This is a genomic window from Actinophytocola sp. (assembly GCF_049647105.1).
GTDB lineage: Bacteria > Actinomycetota > Actinomycetes > Mycobacteriales > Pseudonocardiaceae > Actinophytocola.
Genome location: NZ_JBARWZ010000220.1, coordinates 1 through 18,721, shown reverse-complemented (window position 1 = coordinate 18,721; position 18,721 = coordinate 1). Strand labels below are relative to the sequence as shown.

Here is an 18,721-nt window from a genome sequence, read left to right as displayed (position 1 = left end):
TCAACACCCGTCAGTAGGAGAGGAACACCGTGCGGGTACCCGTCAGCTGGCTCACCGAGCACCTCGAGTCCGACGAGAACTACTCGGCGGAACAGATCGCCGAGGCGTTCGTCCGTGTCGGCCTCGAGGTCGAGGAGGTCACGCCACTCGGCCCGGTGACCGGTCCCGTCGTGGTCGGGAGGGTCGCCGAGATCGAGGAGCTCTCCGAGTTCAAGAAGCCGATCCGGTACTGCATGGTCGAGGTCGCGGAGGCCGACGACCACGACGACGTCATCGAGGGCGAGCCCCGCGTGCGCGGGATCGTCTGCGGTGCGACGAACTTCGCCGAGGGCGACCTCGTGGTGGTCGCGCTGCCCGGCGCGGTGCTGCCCGGCGGTTTCTCGATCGCCGCGCGCAAGACGTACGGCCGGATCAGCAACGGCATGATCTGCTCGGCACGGGAGCTGGGCCTCGGCGACGAGCACTCGGGCATCCTCGTGTTGCCCAGTGGCGAGGCGGGCGCCGGTGACGACGCCGTCGAGCTGCTCGGCCTCGACGAGAGCGTGATCGAGCTGTCGATCACGCCCGACCGCGGCTACGCGTTCTCCATCCGCGGCCTGGCCCGCGAGCTGGCCTGCGCGTTCGACATCGACTACCGCGACCCGGCCGCCATCGACGTGCCGGAGGCGGAGGGCGACGCGTTCTCGGTGACCGTCGAGAGCGAGGACGACTGCCCTCGGTTCGTCGCGCGCCGCGTCACCGGGGTCGACCCGACCGCGCCGACCCCGTTCTGGGTGCGGCGCAGGCTGATGCTGGCCGGGATCCGGTCGATCTCGCTGGCCGTCGACGTCACGAACTACGTGATGCTCGAGATGGGCCAGCCCATGCACGCCTTCGACACCCCGTCGATCAAGGGCGGCCTTGTCGTGCGCCACGCGAAGCCGGGAGAGAAGCTCACCACGCTCGACGACACCGTGCGCGATCTGGACCCGGACGACATCGTGATCTCCGACGAGACCGGCGTGGTCTCGCTGGCCGGTGTGATGGGTGGGGCACGCACCGAGGTCCGCGACGACAGCACGGACATCCTGCTGGAGGCCGCGGTCTGGGACCCGGCGTCGATCGCGCGGACCGTGCGCAGGCACAAGCTGCCGTCGGAGGCCTCGAAGCGGTTCGAGCGCCACGTCGACGCGAACATCCCGCCGATGGCGCTGGAGCGGGCGGCCCGCCTGCTGCGTGACCACGCGGACGGCAGCATCCAGCCCGGCCGCACCGACGAGGGCGGCGTGCACGCGCTGCCGACCGTGACCATGGCGCTCGGCATGCCGGACCGGGTCGCGGGCACGCGGTACCCGGGCGGCGCGACCGTGCGGAGGCTCCAGCAGATCGGCTGCGGCACCGAGGTGTTCACCGGCGACGACGGCAAGCCGTACGTGGTCGCGCAGCCGCCGACCTGGCGGCCCGACCTCGCCGAGCCCGCCGACCTGGTGGAGGAGGTGCTGCGACTGGAGGGGTACGACACGATCCCGACGGTGCTGCCCTCCGCCCGGCCCGGTACCGGCACCACGGCGAGCCAGCGCCGCAGGCGGTCGGTCGGCCGCGCACTCGCGGAGGCGGGCTACGTCGAGGTGATCCCGTTCCCGTTCGTGTCGCCGACCGTGTGGGACTCGCTCGGCCTCGACCAGGAGGACAGCCGCCGCCGCACCATCACGATCCTCAACCCGCTCGAGGCCGAACGCAGCGAGCTGGCCACGACCCTGCTGCCCGGTCTCCTGGACGCGTTGGTGCGCAACGTGTCCCGCGGCACGCGGGACGTCGCGCTGTTCCACATCGGACAGGTGACGCTGCCGAAGGCGCAGCAGGTGCCGGTGCCCGAGGTCGGGGTGGCGGACCGCCCGAGCGACGCCGAGATCGCGAGCCTGCACGCCGCGCTGCCGCAGCAGCCGGTGCACACCGCGGTGGTACTGGCGGGCAACCGCGAGCGGACGGGCTGGTGGGGTCCTGGCGCGCAGGCGAGCTGGGCGGACGCCGTGCGCGCCGCGGAGATCGTCGCGGAGGCCGCCGGCGTCGAGCTGACCGTGAAGGCCGGTGAGCTGGCGCCGTGGCACCCCGGCCGGTGCGCGCAGCTGCTGGTCGGTGACCTCGCCGTCGGCTACGCGGGTGAGCTGCACCCGAAGGTGATCGACAAGCTCGGGCTGCCCAAGCGCACGTGCGCGATGGAGCTGAAGCTCGACGGTCTCCCGTTGTCCGACCGCAGGCCCGCGCCGTCGCCGTCGCCGTACCCGCCGGTGCTGCTGGACGTGGCGCTGGTGGTCGACGAGGCCGTGCCGGTCGCCGAGGTCGCGGACACGCTGCGTGGTGGCGGCGGTGACCTGCTCGAAGAGCTGCACCTGTTCGACGTGTTCACCGGCGAGCAGGTCGGCGAGGGCAAGCGGTCGCTGGCCTACTCGCTGCGGTTCCGGGCAGCCGACCGGACACTGACGGTGGAGGAGGCGACCGCGGCCAGGGATGCCGCCGTGGCCGCCACCGCGTCGAGGTTCGGCGCCGCGCTCCGCGCCTGAGCGGGTCTCGGCCCTACTGGTGGTGGCGGTTCGCGCCTAACCACTCCGTCGCGAAGGCCACCGCCTCTGGAAGCGGGAACAGGCGGGTGTCCGCCGAGCCGACCTGCGCCCTGGCCGAGGTGGCCGTCGGTTCGTAGGCGGCGCCCAGCTTGCCGAAGTCGTCGCTGTCGGTGTCGGTATCCGTGTACGTGATCCACTCGCGGCCGTTGCCGGTGAGCACGGCCGCGCTGTGTTGGGTCGTCGTCGGGGACGGGACCCGGTACTCCGCGAGGTGGAAGGCCGTGCACACGTCGAAGCCGACGCCGAGCAGGAGCACCCGCGCGTTCGCCTCTTCCAGCGCCCGCAGCGGGGAACCCTCACCCAGCTGGCTCTCCAGGTCGTGCCTCGCCATCAGCGCGGCCGCCCTGGCGCCGACCGCCGCGAACGACGTGTGCGGGTGGTTGCTCCGCACCGCGCCCGGCCACGTCCGCACCAACTCCGCCACCGCGCCGAGGCCACGGCTCGGGGTGATCGCCGGGTCGAACGCGGGCATGTGCTCGCGGACGGCCGGCCACCACGCCTCCGGCACGGGTGGCCGGGACCAGTGCTTCGGGTCCGAGTTGCCCACCGTCTGCGCGGGCACCACGAGCGTGCCGTCCGGCCCCAGCACGTCCAGCAGTGCCTGCACCACGGCCACCGGGCCGCCCGGCACCCAGCCGATCGCGCGCATCGACGAGTGCACGAGCACGGTGTCGCCCGAGGACAGGCCGAGTTCCGCGAGGTCGGCGGCGAGCGACGCCCGTGTCGCGGGGAGTGAAGTCACACAGACCATCCTGCCAACGGCTACAAGTGCTTAACGGCCTCCCGCACGGACAGGGGTGACAGGCCGGGGTGCGCGTCGACGAACGCCAGCACCCAGCCCGGTTCGGTGCGGGCGAACTGGCGCAGCGCCCAGCCGATGCCCTTGCGGATGAAGAAGTCCCGGTCGTGCAGGTTCGCCTCGATCGCCGCCGTCAGCAGCGCGGTGTCGGTGGCCTCCTTGAAGCTCAGCTGACAGATGATCGACGTGCGCCGCTTCCACCTGTCCTCTTCGGTCGCCCACGCGTGCATGACCGGCGTCAGCTCGGCCGGGAACCCACGTAACAGCGGGCCGATCCTGCGGTTCGCGAGCTCGTCGACGTAGTCCCACCACGCGCCGGTGACGATCATCTCCTCGTACAGCGGCAGCAGCGCGGGGGTCTGCCACGCCCGGTACGCGCGGTGCCCGGTCATGGCGATCGCCAGGTACCGCTCCTCGCGGTAGGCGGCCTCCCGCCACAGCGTCAGCGCCGCCGTCCGCAGCGCGGTCTCGTCTGGCAGCGGGTGCGCGGCGAACAGTTCCTTCGCCAGCGCCGTGCGTTCCGGCGATGCGACCCCGCGAAACGGCAGCTCCGAGCGCATGTAGCGCTGCATCTCCGGTGCCTTGCGCTGGTCGCCAGCGGCGGCGAGGCCCGACCGCACCGCGACGACGAGAGCACGGGATTCGTCCATGGGGCGCAAACTACGCGAGGGCACCGACAATCCTCAGTGGAGTGTGTTCGAGTGGTCGCGCTGTGTGCCGTCACAATACGGTAAATCGACTTTCGGGGTGTTCCGCGCTCGCTATTTCGGAGGCAGGCTCGTCCGGTGATCAAAGTCAAGAGATTCGCTGCTCTGGCAGCGATCGCGGGAGTCGTGTTCAGCGGGCTCACCGCAACGTCGGTTGCTTCCGCCGCGCCGACAAAAACACCTGAATTCACGCCAAAAGCCATCCAATGGGGTGAATGCGACAATCCCCGGCTCGTGGACGCGGGGGCCAAGTGCGGCTTCCTCGAGGTCCCCCTCGACTACGCGAAGCCGGACGGCGAGAAGATCAAGCTCGCCGTGTCGCGGGTGACGCACAAGAGTCCGGACGCGGAGTACCAGGGCCCGATGCTGGTCAACCCGGGTGGTCCGGGCGGTTCCGGCCTCATCTACTCGATCTTCGGCGACTTCGTTCCGGACGGTGGCGGCGACGGGTACGACTGGATCGGCTTCGACCCGAGGGGTGTCGGTGCCAGCCAGCCTTCACTGTCGTGCATTCCGGACTACGACGGTTACAACCGGCCGTTCTTCGTGCCGATCACGCCGGGTCTCGAACGGACGTGGCTGAAGCGTTCGAAGGATTACGCGGACGCGTGCGGTGAGAACGGCGGGAAACTGCTCGAACACATGACGACCGTCGACTCGGCGAACGACATGGAGAGCATTCGCAAGGCGCTCGGCGCGGAGCAGGTCAACTACTACGGGTTCTCGTACGGCACCTATCTGGGTCAGGTGTACGGCACGCTGTTCCCGGACCGGCTGCGTCGCGTCGTGTTCGACGGCAACGTGAACCCGAAGAAGGTCTGGTACGAGTCGAACCTCGACCAGGATGTCGCCTTCGACCGCAACATCAAGGTCTACTTCGACTGGGTCGCCACGTACGACAGCGTCTACCATCTCGGCACCACGGGCCGTCAGGTCGAGGCGCTGTTCTACCAGAAGCAGGCCGAACTGCTGCGTGCCCCGGCAGGCGGCGTGATCGGTCCTGACGAGTGGACCGACATCTTCCTGCAGGCCGCGTACTACGTGTACGGCTGGGAGGACGTCGCCAACGCGTTCTCCGGTTACGTCCACGACGGTGACTGGCAGACGCTCCAGGACCTGTACGGCACGCCGCCGTTCGACGACAACGGGCACGCCGTGTACCTCGCGGTGTCGTGCACCGACAAGCAGTGGCCGACGAACTGGCACAAGTGGCGCGTCGACAACTGGATCACCTTCGCCCGCGCGCCGTTCGAGACGTGGGGCAACGTGTGGTTCAACGCGCCGTGCGTCTACTGGCCCTCGGCGGCGGACAAGCCGGTGAAGGTCGACGGCCGGGGGGTCGACAGCGCGCTGCTGATCAACGAGACGCTGGACTCGGCCACGCCGTACTCCGGCGCCATCGAGGTGCGCAAGCTGTTCCCGAACTCGGTTCTCGTCGAGGGTGTCGGGGGCACCACCCACTCGGGGTCGCTCTCCGGCGTGGCGTGCACCGACGACATCATCACGGAGTACCTGAAGACGGGTGCGCTGCCTGCACGCAAGCCGGGCAACGGCTCCGACGTCCAGTGCGAACCGGTGCCCGCGCCGGTGCCCTCGGGTGCCGAGGCCGACAAGCGGGCCGCGTCGGACCCGTCGGCGGAGCTCCGCGCCGAGCTGGCGGTCGCCGTTCCCCGGTAACGCGTCCCGCCCACAACCCCGCGAGTCCACCGTCCGGAACCCGCGAGTCCACCGTTCGGGACCCGCGAGTCTGCGATTCGGGACCCCCGAGTTTGTGATTCGAGCACGCGGCGGGCGCTCCTGGGTCACCCCGGGGGCGCCCGTTGCTCGTGCCCACCCAATCTCGGTTGAGTGGGTTTGCATGAGCATGCATAATCATCCACGTGACGATCCGAATCGCGGTGGGCGGTGCCAGTGGGTACGCCGGGGGTGAGCTGCTGCGGCTGCTGCTCGGCCACCCGGACGTGGAGATCGGCGCGCTGACCGCGGGCGGCAACGCGGGCACCCAGCTCGGCACGCACCAGCCCCACCTCCTCCCACTCGCGGACCGCGTCCTCGCCGAGACCACGGCAGAGCAGCTCGCGGGCCACGACGTGGTCTTCCTCGCGCTGCCGCACGGCCACTCAGCCGAGATCGCCGCGCGCCTTGGCCAGGACACGCTCGTGGTCGACTGCGGTGCCGACCACCGGCTGGCAAGCGCCGACGACTGGGCCCGCTGGTACGGCGGCGAGCACGCGGGCACCTGGCCGTACGGCCTGCCCGAGCTGCCCGGCCACCGCGAGAAACTCCGGAACGCCACGCGGATCGCCGTCCCCGGCTGCTACCCGACAGGCGCGTCCCTCGCGCTCGCCCCCGCGCTGGCGGCGGGCGTGATCGAGCCGGACGTGGTGGTCGTCTCGGTCAGCGGCACGTCCGGCGCGGGCAAGTCCCTCAAGCCGCACCTGCTCGGCTCCGAGGTCATGGGCTCGGCCAGCGCGTACGGCGTCGGCGGCACGCACCGCCACACCCCGGAGATCGCGCAGAATCTCGGGCGGATCGCGGGCGAGCGGGTCGCCGTGTCGTTCACGCCGGTCCTCGCGCCCATGCCCCGCGGCATCCTGACCACCGCGTCGGCGCCGCTGAAGCCACCGCCGAACGACGTCGATCCGGACGAGGTCTACCGCAAGGCCTACGCCGACGAGCCGTTCGTCCACGTCCTCGAGAACTCGTGGCCCGCGACCGCCGCCACGCTCGGCTCCAACGCCGTGCAACTGCGCGCGACCGTCGACCGCGACGCGGGCCGCCTCGTGGTGGTCGCCGCGCTCGACAACCTGACCAAGGGCACGGCGGGCGCGGCCGTCCAGTCGATGAACATCGCGCTCGGCCTGCCGGAGACCACCGGACTGAGCACAGTGGGGGTAGCGCCGTGACGATCAACGCGCCCAAGGGTTTCCGCGCCGCGGGAGTCGCCGCCGGGATCAAGGAGAACGGCAACAAGGACCTGACCATCGTGGTCAACGACGGCCCGCTCGACGTGGCCGCGGGCGTCTTCACCCGCAACAAGGTGAAGGCCGCGCCCGTCCTGTGGTCACAGCAGGTGCTGGCGACCGGCCGGGTGAAGGCGGTCGTGCTGAACTCGGGTGGTGCCAACGCGTGCACCGGGCCGGAGGGCTTCCAGGACACGCACGCGACCGCCGAGCACGTCGCGGAGACGCTGGGGATCGGCGCGATCGACGTGGCCGTCTGCTCCACCGGGCTGATCGGCGCCCGCCTGCCGATGGACAAGCTCAAGGCAGGCGTCACCGCGGCCGCCGCGCGGCTCGCCGGCACGGAGGAGGCGGGGATCGACGCGGCAACGGCCGTCATGACCACCGACTCCGTGCCCAAGCACGCCGCGTCCGTCCAGGACGGCTGGGCACTGGGTGGTTTCGCCAAGGGGGCGGGCATGTGCGCGCCGAACATGGCGACGATGCTGTCGGTCATCACCACCGACGCGGTGCTCGACCAGTCCGATGTGGACGCCGCGCTCCGGGCCGCGGTGAACGTGACCTTCAACGCACTCGACATCGACGCTGGCACCTCCACCAACGACACCGTGCTGCTGCTGTGCTCTGGCGCGTCCGACCGGGAGGTCCCGGTCGAGGAGTTCACCGCCGCGCTCACCGGGCTGTGCCGCGACCTCGTCGCCCAGCTCCAGGCCGACGCGGAAGGCGTCACCAAGCACGTGACCGTCACCGTGCGGGGCGCTGTCAGCGACGCGGACGCGGCCGTCGCCGCGCGGACCGTCGCGCGCGACAACCTCTGCAAGACGGCGTTCTTCGGCTCCGACCCGAACTGGGGCCGTGTCGCGATGGCGGTCGGCAACGCACCGGTCGAGTTCGACCCCACGAGGCTGGACATCACGATCAACGGCGTCGTGGTCTGCGCGGCGGGCGCGGCGGGCGAGGACCGGTCGAAGGCGGACCTGTCCGGCCGGGACATCACGGTGGAGATCGACCTGCGTGCCGGGCCTGGCAGCGCGACCGTGCTGACCACCGACCTGTCGCACGGCTACGTCGAAGAGAACAGCGCGTACTCGTCATGACGATCCCGCTGGCAGCGGGGAAGGCCGCCGTCCTGATCGAGGCGTTGCCGTGGCTGCAACGGTTCCACGGCGCCACGGTGGTCGTGAAGTACGGCGGCAACGCGATGGTCGACGAGGAGCTGAAGGCCGCGTTCGCGCAGGACATGGTGTTCCTCAAGCTGTGCGGTCTGCACCCGGTCGTGGTGCACGGCGGCGGCCCGCAGATCACCGCGATGCTCAACCGGCTCGGCATCCCCGGCGAGTTCAAGGCCGGGCTGCGCGTCACCACACCGGAGACCATGGACGTGGTCCGCATGGTGCTCACCGGTCAGGTGTCCCGCGAGCTGGTCGCGTTGATCAACGCGCACGGCCCGTACGCGGTCGCGATCTCCGGCGAGGACGCGCACCTGCTCACCGCGCGGCGCCGCACGGCCACCGTGGCCGGTGAGGAGGTCGATATCGGGCTCGTCGGCGAGGTCATCGCGGTGAAGCCGGAGGCGGTCCTCGACATCGTCCGCGCAGGCCGCATCCCGGTCGTGTCCACGGTCGCCCCGGACATCGACGGCCTGGCGCACAACGTGAACGCCGACACGGCGGCCGCCGCGATCGCGGTCGCGCTCGGCGCCGAGAAGCTCGTCATGCTGACCGACGTCGAGGGCCTGTACGCGGACTGGCCGAACAAGGACTCGCTGCTCAACCAGGTGCGTGCCGACGAGCTGGAGCGGCTGCTGCCGGGCCTCGCCAGCGGGATGATCCCGAAGATGGAGGCGTGCCTCGCGGCCGTGCGCGGCGGCGTGCCGCGTGCCCACGTGATCGACGGCAGGCTCGCCCACTCGGTGCTGCTCGAGGTGTTCACCGGCACCGGGGTCGGCACGATGGTCCTGCCCGAGGAGGGAAACCAGTGATCAGCTCCAACGCGGACGGCCAGGCCAGGTGGCGGGCGTCCCTCATGGACAACTACGGCACACCCGCGCTCACGCTGGTGCGCGGGGAGGGCGCGTACGTCTGGGACGCCGACGGCAGCCGGTATCTCGACCTGGTGGCCGGCATCGCGGTCAACGCGCTCGGCCACGCGCACCCGGCGATCGTGGCCGCGGTGACCGAGCAGATCGAGACGCTGGGCCACACCTCGAACCTGTACGTCAACCAGGTCACCGTCGAGCTGGCCGAGGAGCTGCTCGACGTGGCGGGGCTCGCGGGCCAGGCGAAGGTCTTATTCTGCAACTCGGGCGCGGAGGCCGTCGAGGCGGCGGTCAAGCTGTCCCGCCTCACCGGCCGCACCAAGCTCGTGGCCTGCGACGGCGCGTTCCACGGCCGCACCATGGGCGCGCTCACCGTCACCGGCCAGCCAGCCAAACGGACCCCGTTCGAGCCGCTGCTGCACAGCGTCACGCACATCCCGTTCGGCGACGTCGAGGCGCTGCGTGCCGCCGTGGACGACGAGACCGCCGCGGTGTTCATCGAGCCGGTGCTGGGCGAGGGCGGCGTGTACCCCGCGCCCGAGGGCTTCCTGCAGGCGGCCAGGGAGATCACGACCTCGGCCGGCGCGCTGCTCGTGGTGGACGAGGTGCAGACCGGGCTCGGCCGCCTCGGCACCTGGTTCGCCTTCCAGCAGGCAGGCATCACCCCGGACGTCATCACCCTGGCCAAGGGCCTTGGTGGCGGGCTGCCGCTTGGCGCCTGCATCGGCGTCGGCGCGGCGGGCGACCTGCTGAACCCGGGGCAGCACGGCACCACCTTCGGCGGCAACCCCGTCTGCTGCGCGGCCGGTCTCGCGGTCCTGCGCACCATCGCCGCCGACGGCCTGTGCGAGCGGGCCGCCGCGCTGGGCAAGGAGATCGCCGCCGGGGTCGAGGCACTGGACCACCCGCTGGTCACCGAGGTGCGGGGGAGTGGCCTGCTGCTCGGCATCGGCCTCTCGGGGCCGGTGTCCGGCGCCGTCGCGGCCGCCGCGCGGCAGGCCGGTTACCTGGTCAACAACGTGCAGCCCGACGCGGTCCGGCTCGCGCCACCGCTGATCCTCGACGCAGAGCAGGTGCGCGGTTTCCTCGACGCCCTGCCGGGAGTCCTCGACGCGGCACGGGAGGCATGACGTGGTCCGGCACTTCCTGCGCGACGACGACCTGACCCCGGACGACCAGCTCTCCATCCTCGACCTCGCCGACCGGATGAAGGCCGACCCGCACGGGTTCACCTCGCTCGGTGGGTTGTCGGTCGCGGCGATCTTCGAGAAGAACTCCACGCGCACCCGCCTGTCGTTCGAGGTCGGCATCGGCCAGCTCGGCGGTCAACCCATCGTCATAGACGGCCGCGCCATGCAGCTCGGTCGTGAGGAGACCATCGAGGACACCTCGCGCGTGCTGTCCCGGTACGTCGACGCGATCGTGTGGCGGACCTACGCACAGGACAGGATGACCGCGATGGCCTCGGTCTCGAGCGTCCCGGTGATCAACGCGCTCACCGACGAGTTCCACCCGTGCCAGGTGCTCGCCGACCTGCAGACCATCCGCGAGCGGCACGGCAGGCTCAGCGGCGTCACGCTGACCTACCTCGGCGACGGCGCCAACAACATGGCCCACTCGCTGCTTCTGGGCGGCGCCACCGCGGGCCTGCACGTGCGCATCGCTCACCCGGAGGGCTTCGCACCGCACCAGGACGTGCTGCTCGACGCCACGAGGCGCGCGACCGGCACGGGCGGCTCGGTGACCGCGCTGTCCGACCCGCACGCCGCGGTCGACGGCGCGGACGTGCTGGTCACCGACGCGTGGACCTCCATGGGCCAGGAGAACGACGGCAGGGACCGGGTCGCGCCGTTCCGCCCGTTCCAGGTCAACGCGGACCTGCTGGCGCGGGCCGCCGACGGTGCGATCGTGCTGCACTGCCTGCCCGCGCACCGCGGCCGGGAGATCACCGACGAGGTGCTCGACGGCCCGGCGGGCGCGGTGTGGGACGAGGCGGAGAACCGGTTGCACGCACAGAAGGCGCTGCTGGCGTGGGCGGTGGGGGCATGAGCGCAGCTTGCGGAGCGAATCGTCGATGTGGCGCAGCTTGCGGAGCGAATCGTCGATATGGCGCAGCTTGCGGAGCGAATCACCGATGTGGCGGAGCTTTCCGGCGTCACGCGACGGGCGAGGTGGTGGCATGACGGCGGTATCCGGCGCGACCCGCGTCGCCAGGCAGGCGCGGATCGTCGAACTGGTCTCGGCGATGGGTATCCGCAGCCAGACCGAACTCGCGAAACTCCTCGCGGGCGAGGGCATCGACGTCACTCAGGCGACCCTGTCCCGGGATCTCGACGAGCTGGGCGCGGTCAAGCTGCGCGGTGTCGACGGTGGCGCCGCGGTCTACGTGATCCCCGAGGACGGCGCGCCGGTGCGTGGTGTCCAGGGCGGCACGTCGAGGCTGTCCCGCCTGCTGACCGAGCTGATGGTCTCGGCCGACTACTCGGCGAACCTGACGGTCTTACGAACCCCGCCCGGTGCCGCGCAGTTCCTAGCCAGCGCGATCGACCGGGCCGCCCTGCACGAGGTCGTCGGCACCATCGCCGGTGACGACACCGTGATGGTCATCGCCAGGGAACCGTTGTCGGGTAAGGACCTGGCCGAACGCTTCACCGCCCTCGCGGCGGGCACGCAAGAGGGAGACAACGATGAGTGAGCGGATAGTCCTCGCCTACTCGGGCGGTCTGGACACGTCCGTGGCGATCGGCTGGATCGCGGAGGAGACCGGCGCCGAGGTCGTTGCGGTGGCCGTCGACGTCGGACAGGGCGGCGAGGACCTCGACACGATCCGTAAGCGGGCGCTGGAGTGCGGCGCCGTGGAGGCCGTCGTCACCGACGCGCGCGACGAGTTCGCCGAGCAGTACTGCCTGCCCGCGCTGCAGGCCAACGCGCTCTACATGGACCGCTACCCGCTGGTCTCCGCCCTGTCCCGCCCGGTGATCGTCAAGCACCTGGTCGAGGCGGCCAGGTACCACGGCGCGTCGACGGTGAGCCACGGCTGCACCGGCAAGGGCAACGACCAGGTCCGCTTCGAGGTCGGCATCGGTGCGCTCGCCCCCGACCTCTCGGTGATCGCCCCGGTCCGCGACTTCGCGTGGACCCGCGAGAAGGCCATCGCCTGGGCGCACGACCGCGACCTGCCGATCGACCAGAGCACGTCCTCGCCGTACTCGGTCGACCAGAACGTGTGGGGTCGCGCGGTCGAGACCGGCTTCCTCGAGGACATCTGGCACGCGCCGATCGAGGACGTGTACTCCTACACCGACGACCCAGCGGAGCAGAGGGACGCCGACGAGCTGGTCATCACGTTCGACAAGGGCGTCCCGGTCGCCATCGACGGCGAGACCGTCACGGTCCTGCAGGCGATCCAGCAGCTCAACCGGCGCGCGGGCGCACAGGGCGTCGGCAGGCTGGACATGGTCGAGGACCGGCTCGTCGGCATCAAGAGCCGCGAGGTCTACGAGGCGCCGGGCGCGCTCGCACTGATCACCGCGCACCAGGAGCTGGAGAGCGTCACCGTCGAACGCGACCTCGCCCGGTTCAAACGGCAGGTCGAGCAGCGCTGGGGTGAGCTGGTCTACGACGGCCTGTGGTTCTCCCCGCTCAAGGACGCACTCGACACGTTCGTCGGGGAGTCGCAGCGGCACGTGTCCGGCGAGATCCGCATGGTGCTGCACGGTGGCCGCGCGGTCGTGAACGGCAGGCGCAGCGAACAGTCCCTGTACGACTTCAACCTCGCCACCTACGACGAGGGCGACGTGTTCGACCAGTCGCTCGCCAAGGGCTTCGTGCAGTTGTGGGGCCTGCCATCCAAGATCGCCGCGAAGAGGGACCAGAATGTCTGAGCCAACTGCCCTGTGGGGCGGCCGTTTCTCGTCGGGACCGGCCGAGGCGATGGCGCGGCTGTCGCTGTCCACCCACTTCGACTGGCGGCTCGCGCCGTACGACATCGCCGGTTCGCGGGCCCACGCCAGGGTGCTGCACAAGGCGAAGCTGCTGACCGACGACGAGCTGACGGGCATGCTCGCCGCGCTCGACTCACTCGCCGCCGACGTGGCGTCCGGCGAGTTCACTCCGGTGCTCGCCGACGAGGACGTGCACACCGCACTCGAACGCGGCCTCATCGAACGCGCGGGCGCCGAGCTGGGCGGCAAGCTGCGCGCGGGCCGGTCCCGCAACGACCAGGTCGCGACGCTGTTCCGGATGTGGCTGCGGGACGCGGCCCGCCGGGTCGCGACCGGGGTCGGTCACGTCGTGGACGCGCTGCTGCACCAGGTGGACCAGCACCCGACCGCGGTCATGCCGGGCCGGACCCACCTCCAGCACGCCCAGCCGGTGCTGCTCGCCCACCACCTGCTGGCCCACGTCCAACCGCTGCTGCGTGACCTGGACCGCCTGCGGGACTGGGACAAGCGCGCGGCGATCTCGCCGTACGGGTCTGGTGCGCTCGCCGGTTCGTCGCTGGGCCTTGACCCCGAGGCCGTCGCGAAGGAGCTGGGCTTCGACGCGTCGGCGGAGAACTCGATCGACGGCACCGCCACCCGCGACTTCGCCGCCGAGCTGGCGTTCGTGCTGGCCATGCTGGGCGTGAACCTGTCGCGGATCGCGGAGGAGACGATCATCTGGACGACCGCCGAGTTCGGCTACGCGACGCTCGACGACGCGTGGGCCACCGGCTCGTCGATCATGCCGCAGAAGAAGAACCCGGACGTGGCGGAGCTGACCCGCGGCAAGTCGGGGCGGCTGATCGGCAACCTGACCGGGCTGCTCGCGGTGCTGAAGGCCCAGCCGCTCGCGTACAACCGCGACCTGCAGGAGGACAAGGAACCGCTGTTCGACTCGGTCGAACAGCTGGACCTGCTGCTGCCCGCCATCGCGGGCATGGTCGGCACACTCACGTTCCACACCGACCGCATGGCAGCCCTGGCGCCCGCCGGGTTCACCCTGGCCACCGACATCGCGGAGTGGCTGGTGCGGCAGGGAGTGCCGTTCCGGGTCGCACACGAGGCGGCGGGGGACTGCGTCCGGGTCGCCGAGTCCCGCGGCGTCGGCCTCGAGGACCTGACCGACGAGGAACTGGCAGGCGTGCATTCCGCGCTCTCACCCGAGGTGCGGGACGTGCTGACGGTCGACGGCTCGATCGCGTCCCGCGACGCGTACGGCGGCACGGCCCCCGCGCGGGTCGCCGAGCAGCGCGCCCGGGTCACCAATGTCCTCGCCGACCTGCGAACCTGGTATGCACAATAATTGTGCATAACTAGTGTGCACAGTTATTGTGCACGCATGGACAACCTCCACCTGGACAGCCGTGCCCTGCGGGTGCTCGCGCACCCGCTCCGGGCGCGGCTGCTCAGCGAACTGCGCCTGAACGGGGCCGCCACCGCGACGCAGCTCGCCGAGCGCCTCGTCACGAACACCGGTGCCACGAGCTACCACCTGCGCAAACTCGCCGAGGTCAACCTGGTCACCGAGACCGGTGAAGGCACCGGCAAACAGCGGTTCTGGCAGCCCGCGCAGGAGTCGCACAGCTGGTCGGACACCGAGCACGCCGACGACCCGGACGCGGCCGCCGCCGCGCAGTGGCTGCAACGGCACTACGCGAACCACTTCGCCGAGCTGCACGCCCGGTGGGAGGACGAACGCCAGTACTGGCCGGACGCGTGGCGTGACGCCGCGCGCACGTCCGACGGCCTCGTCACCGCCACCCCCGAGGAGCTCGACGAGCTGATGACCGAGCTGGAAGGGGTCATCGTCCGGTACAAGGAGAACCTCGGCGACGAACCCCGGCCCGGCGCCCGCCGCGTGTCGGTCCAGCTCTACTCGATGCCGACCGACCTGGGTGACAGACCATGACCGGCGTCCAGGCCCGCAACCGCTACCTGTTCCTGCTGGCCCTGCGCTGGTTCCCGACCGGTATGTGGGTGCCGCTGCTGGTCCTCCTGCCGCTCGAACGCGGCCTGACCATCGTCGAAGTCGGCCTGACGGTGTCACTCCAGGGCTTCGTCGTCCTCGCGCTGGAGCTGCCGACCGGCGGCCTGTCCGACTCGTGGGGCCGCAGGCCGGTCCTGCTGCTCTCGTCCTCGGTCTGCCTGACCTCGGTGGTCGTCCTGTTCTTCGCCGACACCGTCGCGATGTTCGCGGTGGTCTACGCGCTGCAGGGCGTCCACCGCGCGCTGGACAGCGGCCCGCTCGAGTCCTGGTACGTCGACGCGACCCTGGCCGAGGACCCGGACGCGAAACTGGAACGCGGCCTGTCCGCGGGCGGCACCGTGGCGGGCGCCGCCATCGGCACCGGTGCACTGGTCACCGGCGGCATCGTCGCGTGGGTCGAGCTGCCGGGCATGCCCGCGCTCGTACAGCCCGTCCTGCTCATGGCCGCCGTGCACGTGGCCGGTCTCGTGGCCATCGCGCTGCTGGTCCGCGAGAACCCGCACCCCGATGGCAAACGCGCGCTGCTCGCGTCGGTCCGCGAGGTGCCCAGGGTGATCCGCGAGGGCGTTGGCATCGCCGCGCGGTCCCGCGTCCTGCTCTGCCTGCTCGCGGTGGACGTGTGCTGGTCCGTCGGCATGGTCACCTTCGAGAAGCTCATGCCGATCCGCCTGTCCGAGATGGTCGGCGGCGCGGAACGGGCGACGGAGCTGGTCAGCCCGGTCAGCGCGGGCGCGTGGTTCGTGAACGCGCTCGGCGCGGCGGCGATCATGCTGGTGGCCAACCGGATCGGGGTCGGGCGCACGGCTGTCCTGCTGCCGTTGCTGCATGCCGCCACGATCGTGACCATGGGACTGGTCGCCGGCCCCGTCGGACTCGTCGCGGCCTTCCTGGCCTGCTACACCGTGCATGGCGCGAGCGGCCCGGTCCACATGACGCTGCTGCACCGCGAGGTCACCGGCGAACACCGGTCGACCGTGATGTCGATGAGTTCGATGGTCGCCCAGCCCGCCTTCGCGATCGGCTCGATCCTGCTCACCATGCTCGCGTCCGGGGTGTCGACGGGCGTCGCGATCGTCGTTGGTGGCCTGGTACTGGCCCTGTCGTCGCCGCTGTACCTGCCCGCGATGCGTGCCGAGCACCGGATTCCGGCGCCCGTATAGGGTCGAACACATGTCCGTTACCGGTGCCGCATCGCTGGGCAGGCAGCTCACCAGGGAGGAGTTGGCGATCGACCCGGTCGACGCCGCGAAGCTCCTGCTGGGGTGCGTGCTCGACTCCGGCGACGTGCGGGTGCGCCTCGTCGAGGTGGAGGCCTACCGCGGCGGGGACGACCCGGCGTCGCACTGCTACCGCGGCAGAACCCCGCGCAACGAGGTCATGTTCGGACCCGCCGGCCACCTGTACGTGTACTTCGTCTACGGCATGCACTTCTGCGCGAACGTGGTCTCGCTGACCGACGGCGTGCCCGGCGCGGTGCTGCTGCGCGCGGGCGAGGTGATCGGCGGACTGGACGTGGCGCGGTCCCGGCGCCCCGCGTCCCGCAGCGACGCCGAGCTGGCGAAGGGCCCGGCCCGGCTCACGTCCGTGCTCGGCCTGGAACGCGGCGACAACGGCCTCGACCTCACCGACCCGGCCTCGCGGGTCCGGCTGTACGCGGGGGAGCCGGTGGCGAACATCGTCGCTGGTCCACGCGTCGGCGTGGCCGTGGCGATGGATGTCCCGTGGCGGTTCTGGGTCGACGGCTCACCGGCCGTGAGCGTCTACCGGCGCGGCGGGAAACGCCGCGTCAGGACCGTTCGCTGACGTCCTGGCGGTGTGCGTCACGGGGTCGGGCGCGTAGATCGGCTTGGACAGCGTTCATCAGCCGTGTTCAGGATACTCGCGCGACTGGTCGCGGGACGGTAGGAGAGTATTGGTGACCGTGACGGAGCACATCCTCGACGAGCTGTCCTGGCGCGGGTTGATCGCGCAGTCCACCGACCTCGACGCGCTGCGGCGCGACCTCGATGCCGGCCCGCTGACCACCTATGTCGGGTTCGACCCGACCGCGCCGAGCCTGCACGCGGGGAACCTGGTGCCGTTGCTGATGCTCACCAGGCTCCAACGGGCCGGGCACCGGCCGATCGTCCTGGCAGGCGGCGCCACCGGCATGATTGGCGACCCGCGTGACCAGGGCGAACGCTCCCTGAACTCCCTCGACGTCGTGGCCGAGTGGGCGGACCGGATCCGCGGCCAGCTCGAACGGTTCGTCGACTTCGACGACTCGCCGACCGGCGCGGTCGTGGTCAACAACCTGGAATGGACCGGCGGCGTCTCCGTCCTGGAGTTCCTCCGTGACGTCGGCAAACACTTCTCGGTCAACGTGATGCTCGCGCGGGAGACCGTGAAGCGGCGCCTCGAGAGCGACGGCATGTCGTTCACCGAGTTCAGCTACCTGCTGTTGCAGTCCAACGACTACCTGGAGCTGTTCCGCAAGTACGGCTGCACGCTGCAGATGGGCGGCTCCGACCAGTGGGGCAACATCATCGGTGGGGTGGAGCTGGTGCGCAGGATCGAGGGCGCGTCGGTGCACGCGCTCACCGCGCCGCTGGTCACCGACGCCGAGGGACGCAAGTTCGGCAAGTCGACCGGCGGCGGCAACGTGTGGCTCGATCCCGAGCTGACCTCGCCGTACGCCTGGTACCAGTACTTCGTGAACGTCGGGGACGCCGACGTCACCCGCTACCTGCGGCTCTTCACCTTCCTGCCGCGCGAGGAGCTCGACGCGCTCGAGAAGGAGACCGTGGATCGCCCGCACCTGCGTGCCGCGCAGAAACGCCTGGCCGCCGAGTTCACGACGCTCGTGCACGGTGCGCACGCGACCGAGCAGGTGGTGGCCGCGAGCGGGGCGTTGTTCGGCAGGGGAGAGCTGCGCGAGCTCGACGAGTCGACGCTGGACGCCGCCATGGCCGAGGTGCCGACCGGGACCGCGCGCCTCGCGGACAAGCCGACGATCGTCGACCTGCTGGTGTCGTCCGGGCTCGTGGACAGCAGGGGCGCCGCGCGCCGTGCCGTGACGGAGGGTGGGGCGTACGTGAACAACCAGCGGACCGCCGACGAGGAGTGGACGCCGGCCCCCGGGGACCTCCTGCACGGGCGGTGGCTCGTGGTCCGTCGCGGCAAGCGCAGCGTCGCTGGGGTCGAAATCGCCCCTTGACCTGCGGGAACACCCGTTAAGGGGGGGTGGGTGAAACGGGGTTTTTCGACCCGTGTAACTTTCTCTCTGCCAGCGCGGAACGGGCCGGAAAGCCGAAAGGCCAGACCGGAACGGAGCGAAGGCAGGGGGTCGCGAACCAAGCTCTCACCGCGAGGTGATAGAGTGGGCGACCTGAGGCTGAGAGAGATCGAAGCCGATGATAAGCTTGAAACAAGCCCCCAGAAGATGCTCTTGCAGTGTCGGGCGGGTGTGCGTGTGTTGTTTGAGAACTCAACAGTGTGCCGATTCAATATGCTAGTGAGCTTGTGCCTGGCCTCTTGTTTTTGGAGCTAGGTATATATTGCTGGGATTTGTTTCTCTTCTAACAAAGCATTGTTGGAGAGTTTGATCCTGGCTCAGGACGAACGCTGGCGGCGTGCTTAACACATGCAAGTCGAACGATGAAGCC

Annotated in this window: 16 protein-coding genes and 1 rRNA gene; 15 read left to right on the top strand and 2 right to left on the bottom strand. The window is 70.6% G+C overall.

The annotated features are described in order from the left end of the window. The first annotated feature begins 29 nt into the window (after nucleotides 1-29). The gene (gene pheT / locus WBA97_RS26020; protein WP_424233548.1) at nucleotides 30-2,540 is read left to right on the top strand and encodes a phenylalanine--tRNA ligase subunit beta; all 2,511 of its coding nucleotides are present in this window, start codon (nucleotides 30-32) and stop codon (nucleotides 2,538-2,540) included. Between the two features lie 13 nt (nucleotides 2,541-2,553). On the opposite strand, the gene WBA97_RS26015 is transcribed toward pheT, so the two are convergent. After that, nucleotides 2,554-3,342, bottom strand: a complete 789-nt coding sequence (locus WBA97_RS26015) for an aminoglycoside N(3)-acetyltransferase (RefSeq protein ID WP_424233547.1) — start codon at nucleotides 3,340-3,342, stop codon at nucleotides 2,554-2,556. 20 nt (nucleotides 3,343-3,362) lie between these two features. Beyond that, nucleotides 3,363-4,049, bottom strand: a complete 687-nt coding sequence (locus WBA97_RS26010) for a DNA alkylation repair protein (RefSeq protein WP_424233546.1) — start codon at nucleotides 4,047-4,049, stop codon at nucleotides 3,363-3,365. A gap of 135 nt (nucleotides 4,050-4,184) precedes the next feature. Between WBA97_RS26010 and WBA97_RS26005 the strand changes: the two genes are divergently transcribed. The 14 genes from WBA97_RS26005 to WBA97_RS25940 form a co-directional block, all read left to right on the top strand. Continuing rightward, the gene (locus WBA97_RS26005; protein WP_424233545.1) at nucleotides 4,185-5,783 is read left to right on the top strand and encodes an alpha/beta hydrolase; all 1,599 of its coding nucleotides are present in this window, start codon (nucleotides 4,185-4,187) and stop codon (nucleotides 5,781-5,783) included. 203 nt (nucleotides 5,784-5,986) lie between these two features. Then, the gene (gene argC, locus WBA97_RS26000) at nucleotides 5,987-7,012 is read left to right on the top strand and encodes an N-acetyl-gamma-glutamyl-phosphate reductase (protein WP_424233544.1); all 1,026 of its coding nucleotides are present in this window, start codon (nucleotides 5,987-5,989) and stop codon (nucleotides 7,010-7,012) included. After that, nucleotides 7,009-8,166, top strand: a complete 1,158-nt coding sequence (gene argJ, locus WBA97_RS25995) for a bifunctional glutamate N-acetyltransferase/amino-acid acetyltransferase ArgJ (RefSeq protein WP_424233543.1) — start codon at nucleotides 7,009-7,011, stop codon at nucleotides 8,164-8,166. Before argC ends, argJ begins: the two co-directional genes overlap by 4 nt. After that, entirely contained in the window at nucleotides 8,163-9,050 is an 888-nt protein-coding gene (gene argB, locus WBA97_RS25990) for an acetylglutamate kinase (RefSeq protein ID WP_424233542.1), read from the top strand. The genes argJ and argB overlap by 4 nt, the downstream gene beginning before the upstream one ends. A gap of 44 nt (nucleotides 9,051-9,094) precedes the next feature. Beyond that, on the top strand, nucleotides 9,095-10,237 hold the full coding sequence (locus tag WBA97_RS25985) for an acetylornithine transaminase (RefSeq protein WP_424233586.1): 1,143 nt from the start codon (nucleotides 9,095-9,097) through the stop codon (nucleotides 10,235-10,237). A 1-nt stretch (nucleotide 10,238) separates the two neighbouring features. Then, complete coding sequence (argF, locus tag WBA97_RS25980; protein WP_424233541.1) at nucleotides 10,239-11,156, top strand: ornithine carbamoyltransferase; 918 nt, start codon at nucleotides 10,239-10,241, stop codon at nucleotides 11,154-11,156. 130 nt (nucleotides 11,157-11,286) lie between these two features. Then, nucleotides 11,287-11,802 (top strand): arginine repressor, encoded by a 516-nt coding sequence (locus WBA97_RS25975; protein WP_424233540.1) that lies wholly within the window; start codon nucleotides 11,287-11,289, stop codon nucleotides 11,800-11,802. Then, complete coding sequence (locus WBA97_RS25970) at nucleotides 11,795-12,991, top strand: argininosuccinate synthase (RefSeq protein WP_424233539.1); 1,197 nt, start codon at nucleotides 11,795-11,797, stop codon at nucleotides 12,989-12,991. Before WBA97_RS25975 ends, WBA97_RS25970 begins: the two co-directional genes overlap by 8 nt. Further along, on the top strand, nucleotides 12,984-14,393 hold the full coding sequence (gene argH, locus WBA97_RS25965; RefSeq protein ID WP_424233538.1) for an argininosuccinate lyase: 1,410 nt from the start codon (nucleotides 12,984-12,986) through the stop codon (nucleotides 14,391-14,393). The genes WBA97_RS25970 and argH overlap by 8 nt, the downstream gene beginning before the upstream one ends. Before the next feature lie 36 nt (nucleotides 14,394-14,429). After that, nucleotides 14,430-14,999, top strand: coding sequence for a winged helix-turn-helix domain-containing protein (locus tag WBA97_RS25960; RefSeq protein ID WP_424233537.1), 570 nt, complete (start codon nucleotides 14,430-14,432; stop codon nucleotides 14,997-14,999). Continuing rightward, nucleotides 14,996-16,237 carry an MFS transporter gene (locus tag WBA97_RS25955; RefSeq protein ID WP_424233536.1) on the top strand — a complete coding sequence of 414 codons (1,242 nt, stop codon included), beginning with the start codon at nucleotides 14,996-14,998 and terminating at the stop codon, nucleotides 16,235-16,237. The genes WBA97_RS25960 and WBA97_RS25955 overlap by 4 nt, the downstream gene beginning before the upstream one ends. 10 nt (nucleotides 16,238-16,247) lie before the next feature. Then, complete coding sequence (locus WBA97_RS25950) at nucleotides 16,248-16,880, top strand: DNA-3-methyladenine glycosylase (protein ID WP_424233535.1); 633 nt, start codon at nucleotides 16,248-16,250, stop codon at nucleotides 16,878-16,880. Between the two features lie 118 nt (nucleotides 16,881-16,998). Then, on the top strand, nucleotides 16,999-18,273 hold the full coding sequence (gene tyrS / locus WBA97_RS25945) for a tyrosine--tRNA ligase (protein WP_424233585.1): 1,275 nt from the start codon (nucleotides 16,999-17,001) through the stop codon (nucleotides 18,271-18,273). 372 nt (nucleotides 18,274-18,645) lie between these two features. Beyond that, a 16S ribosomal RNA gene (locus WBA97_RS25940) occupies nucleotides 18,646-18,721 on the top strand; the annotation flags it as partial.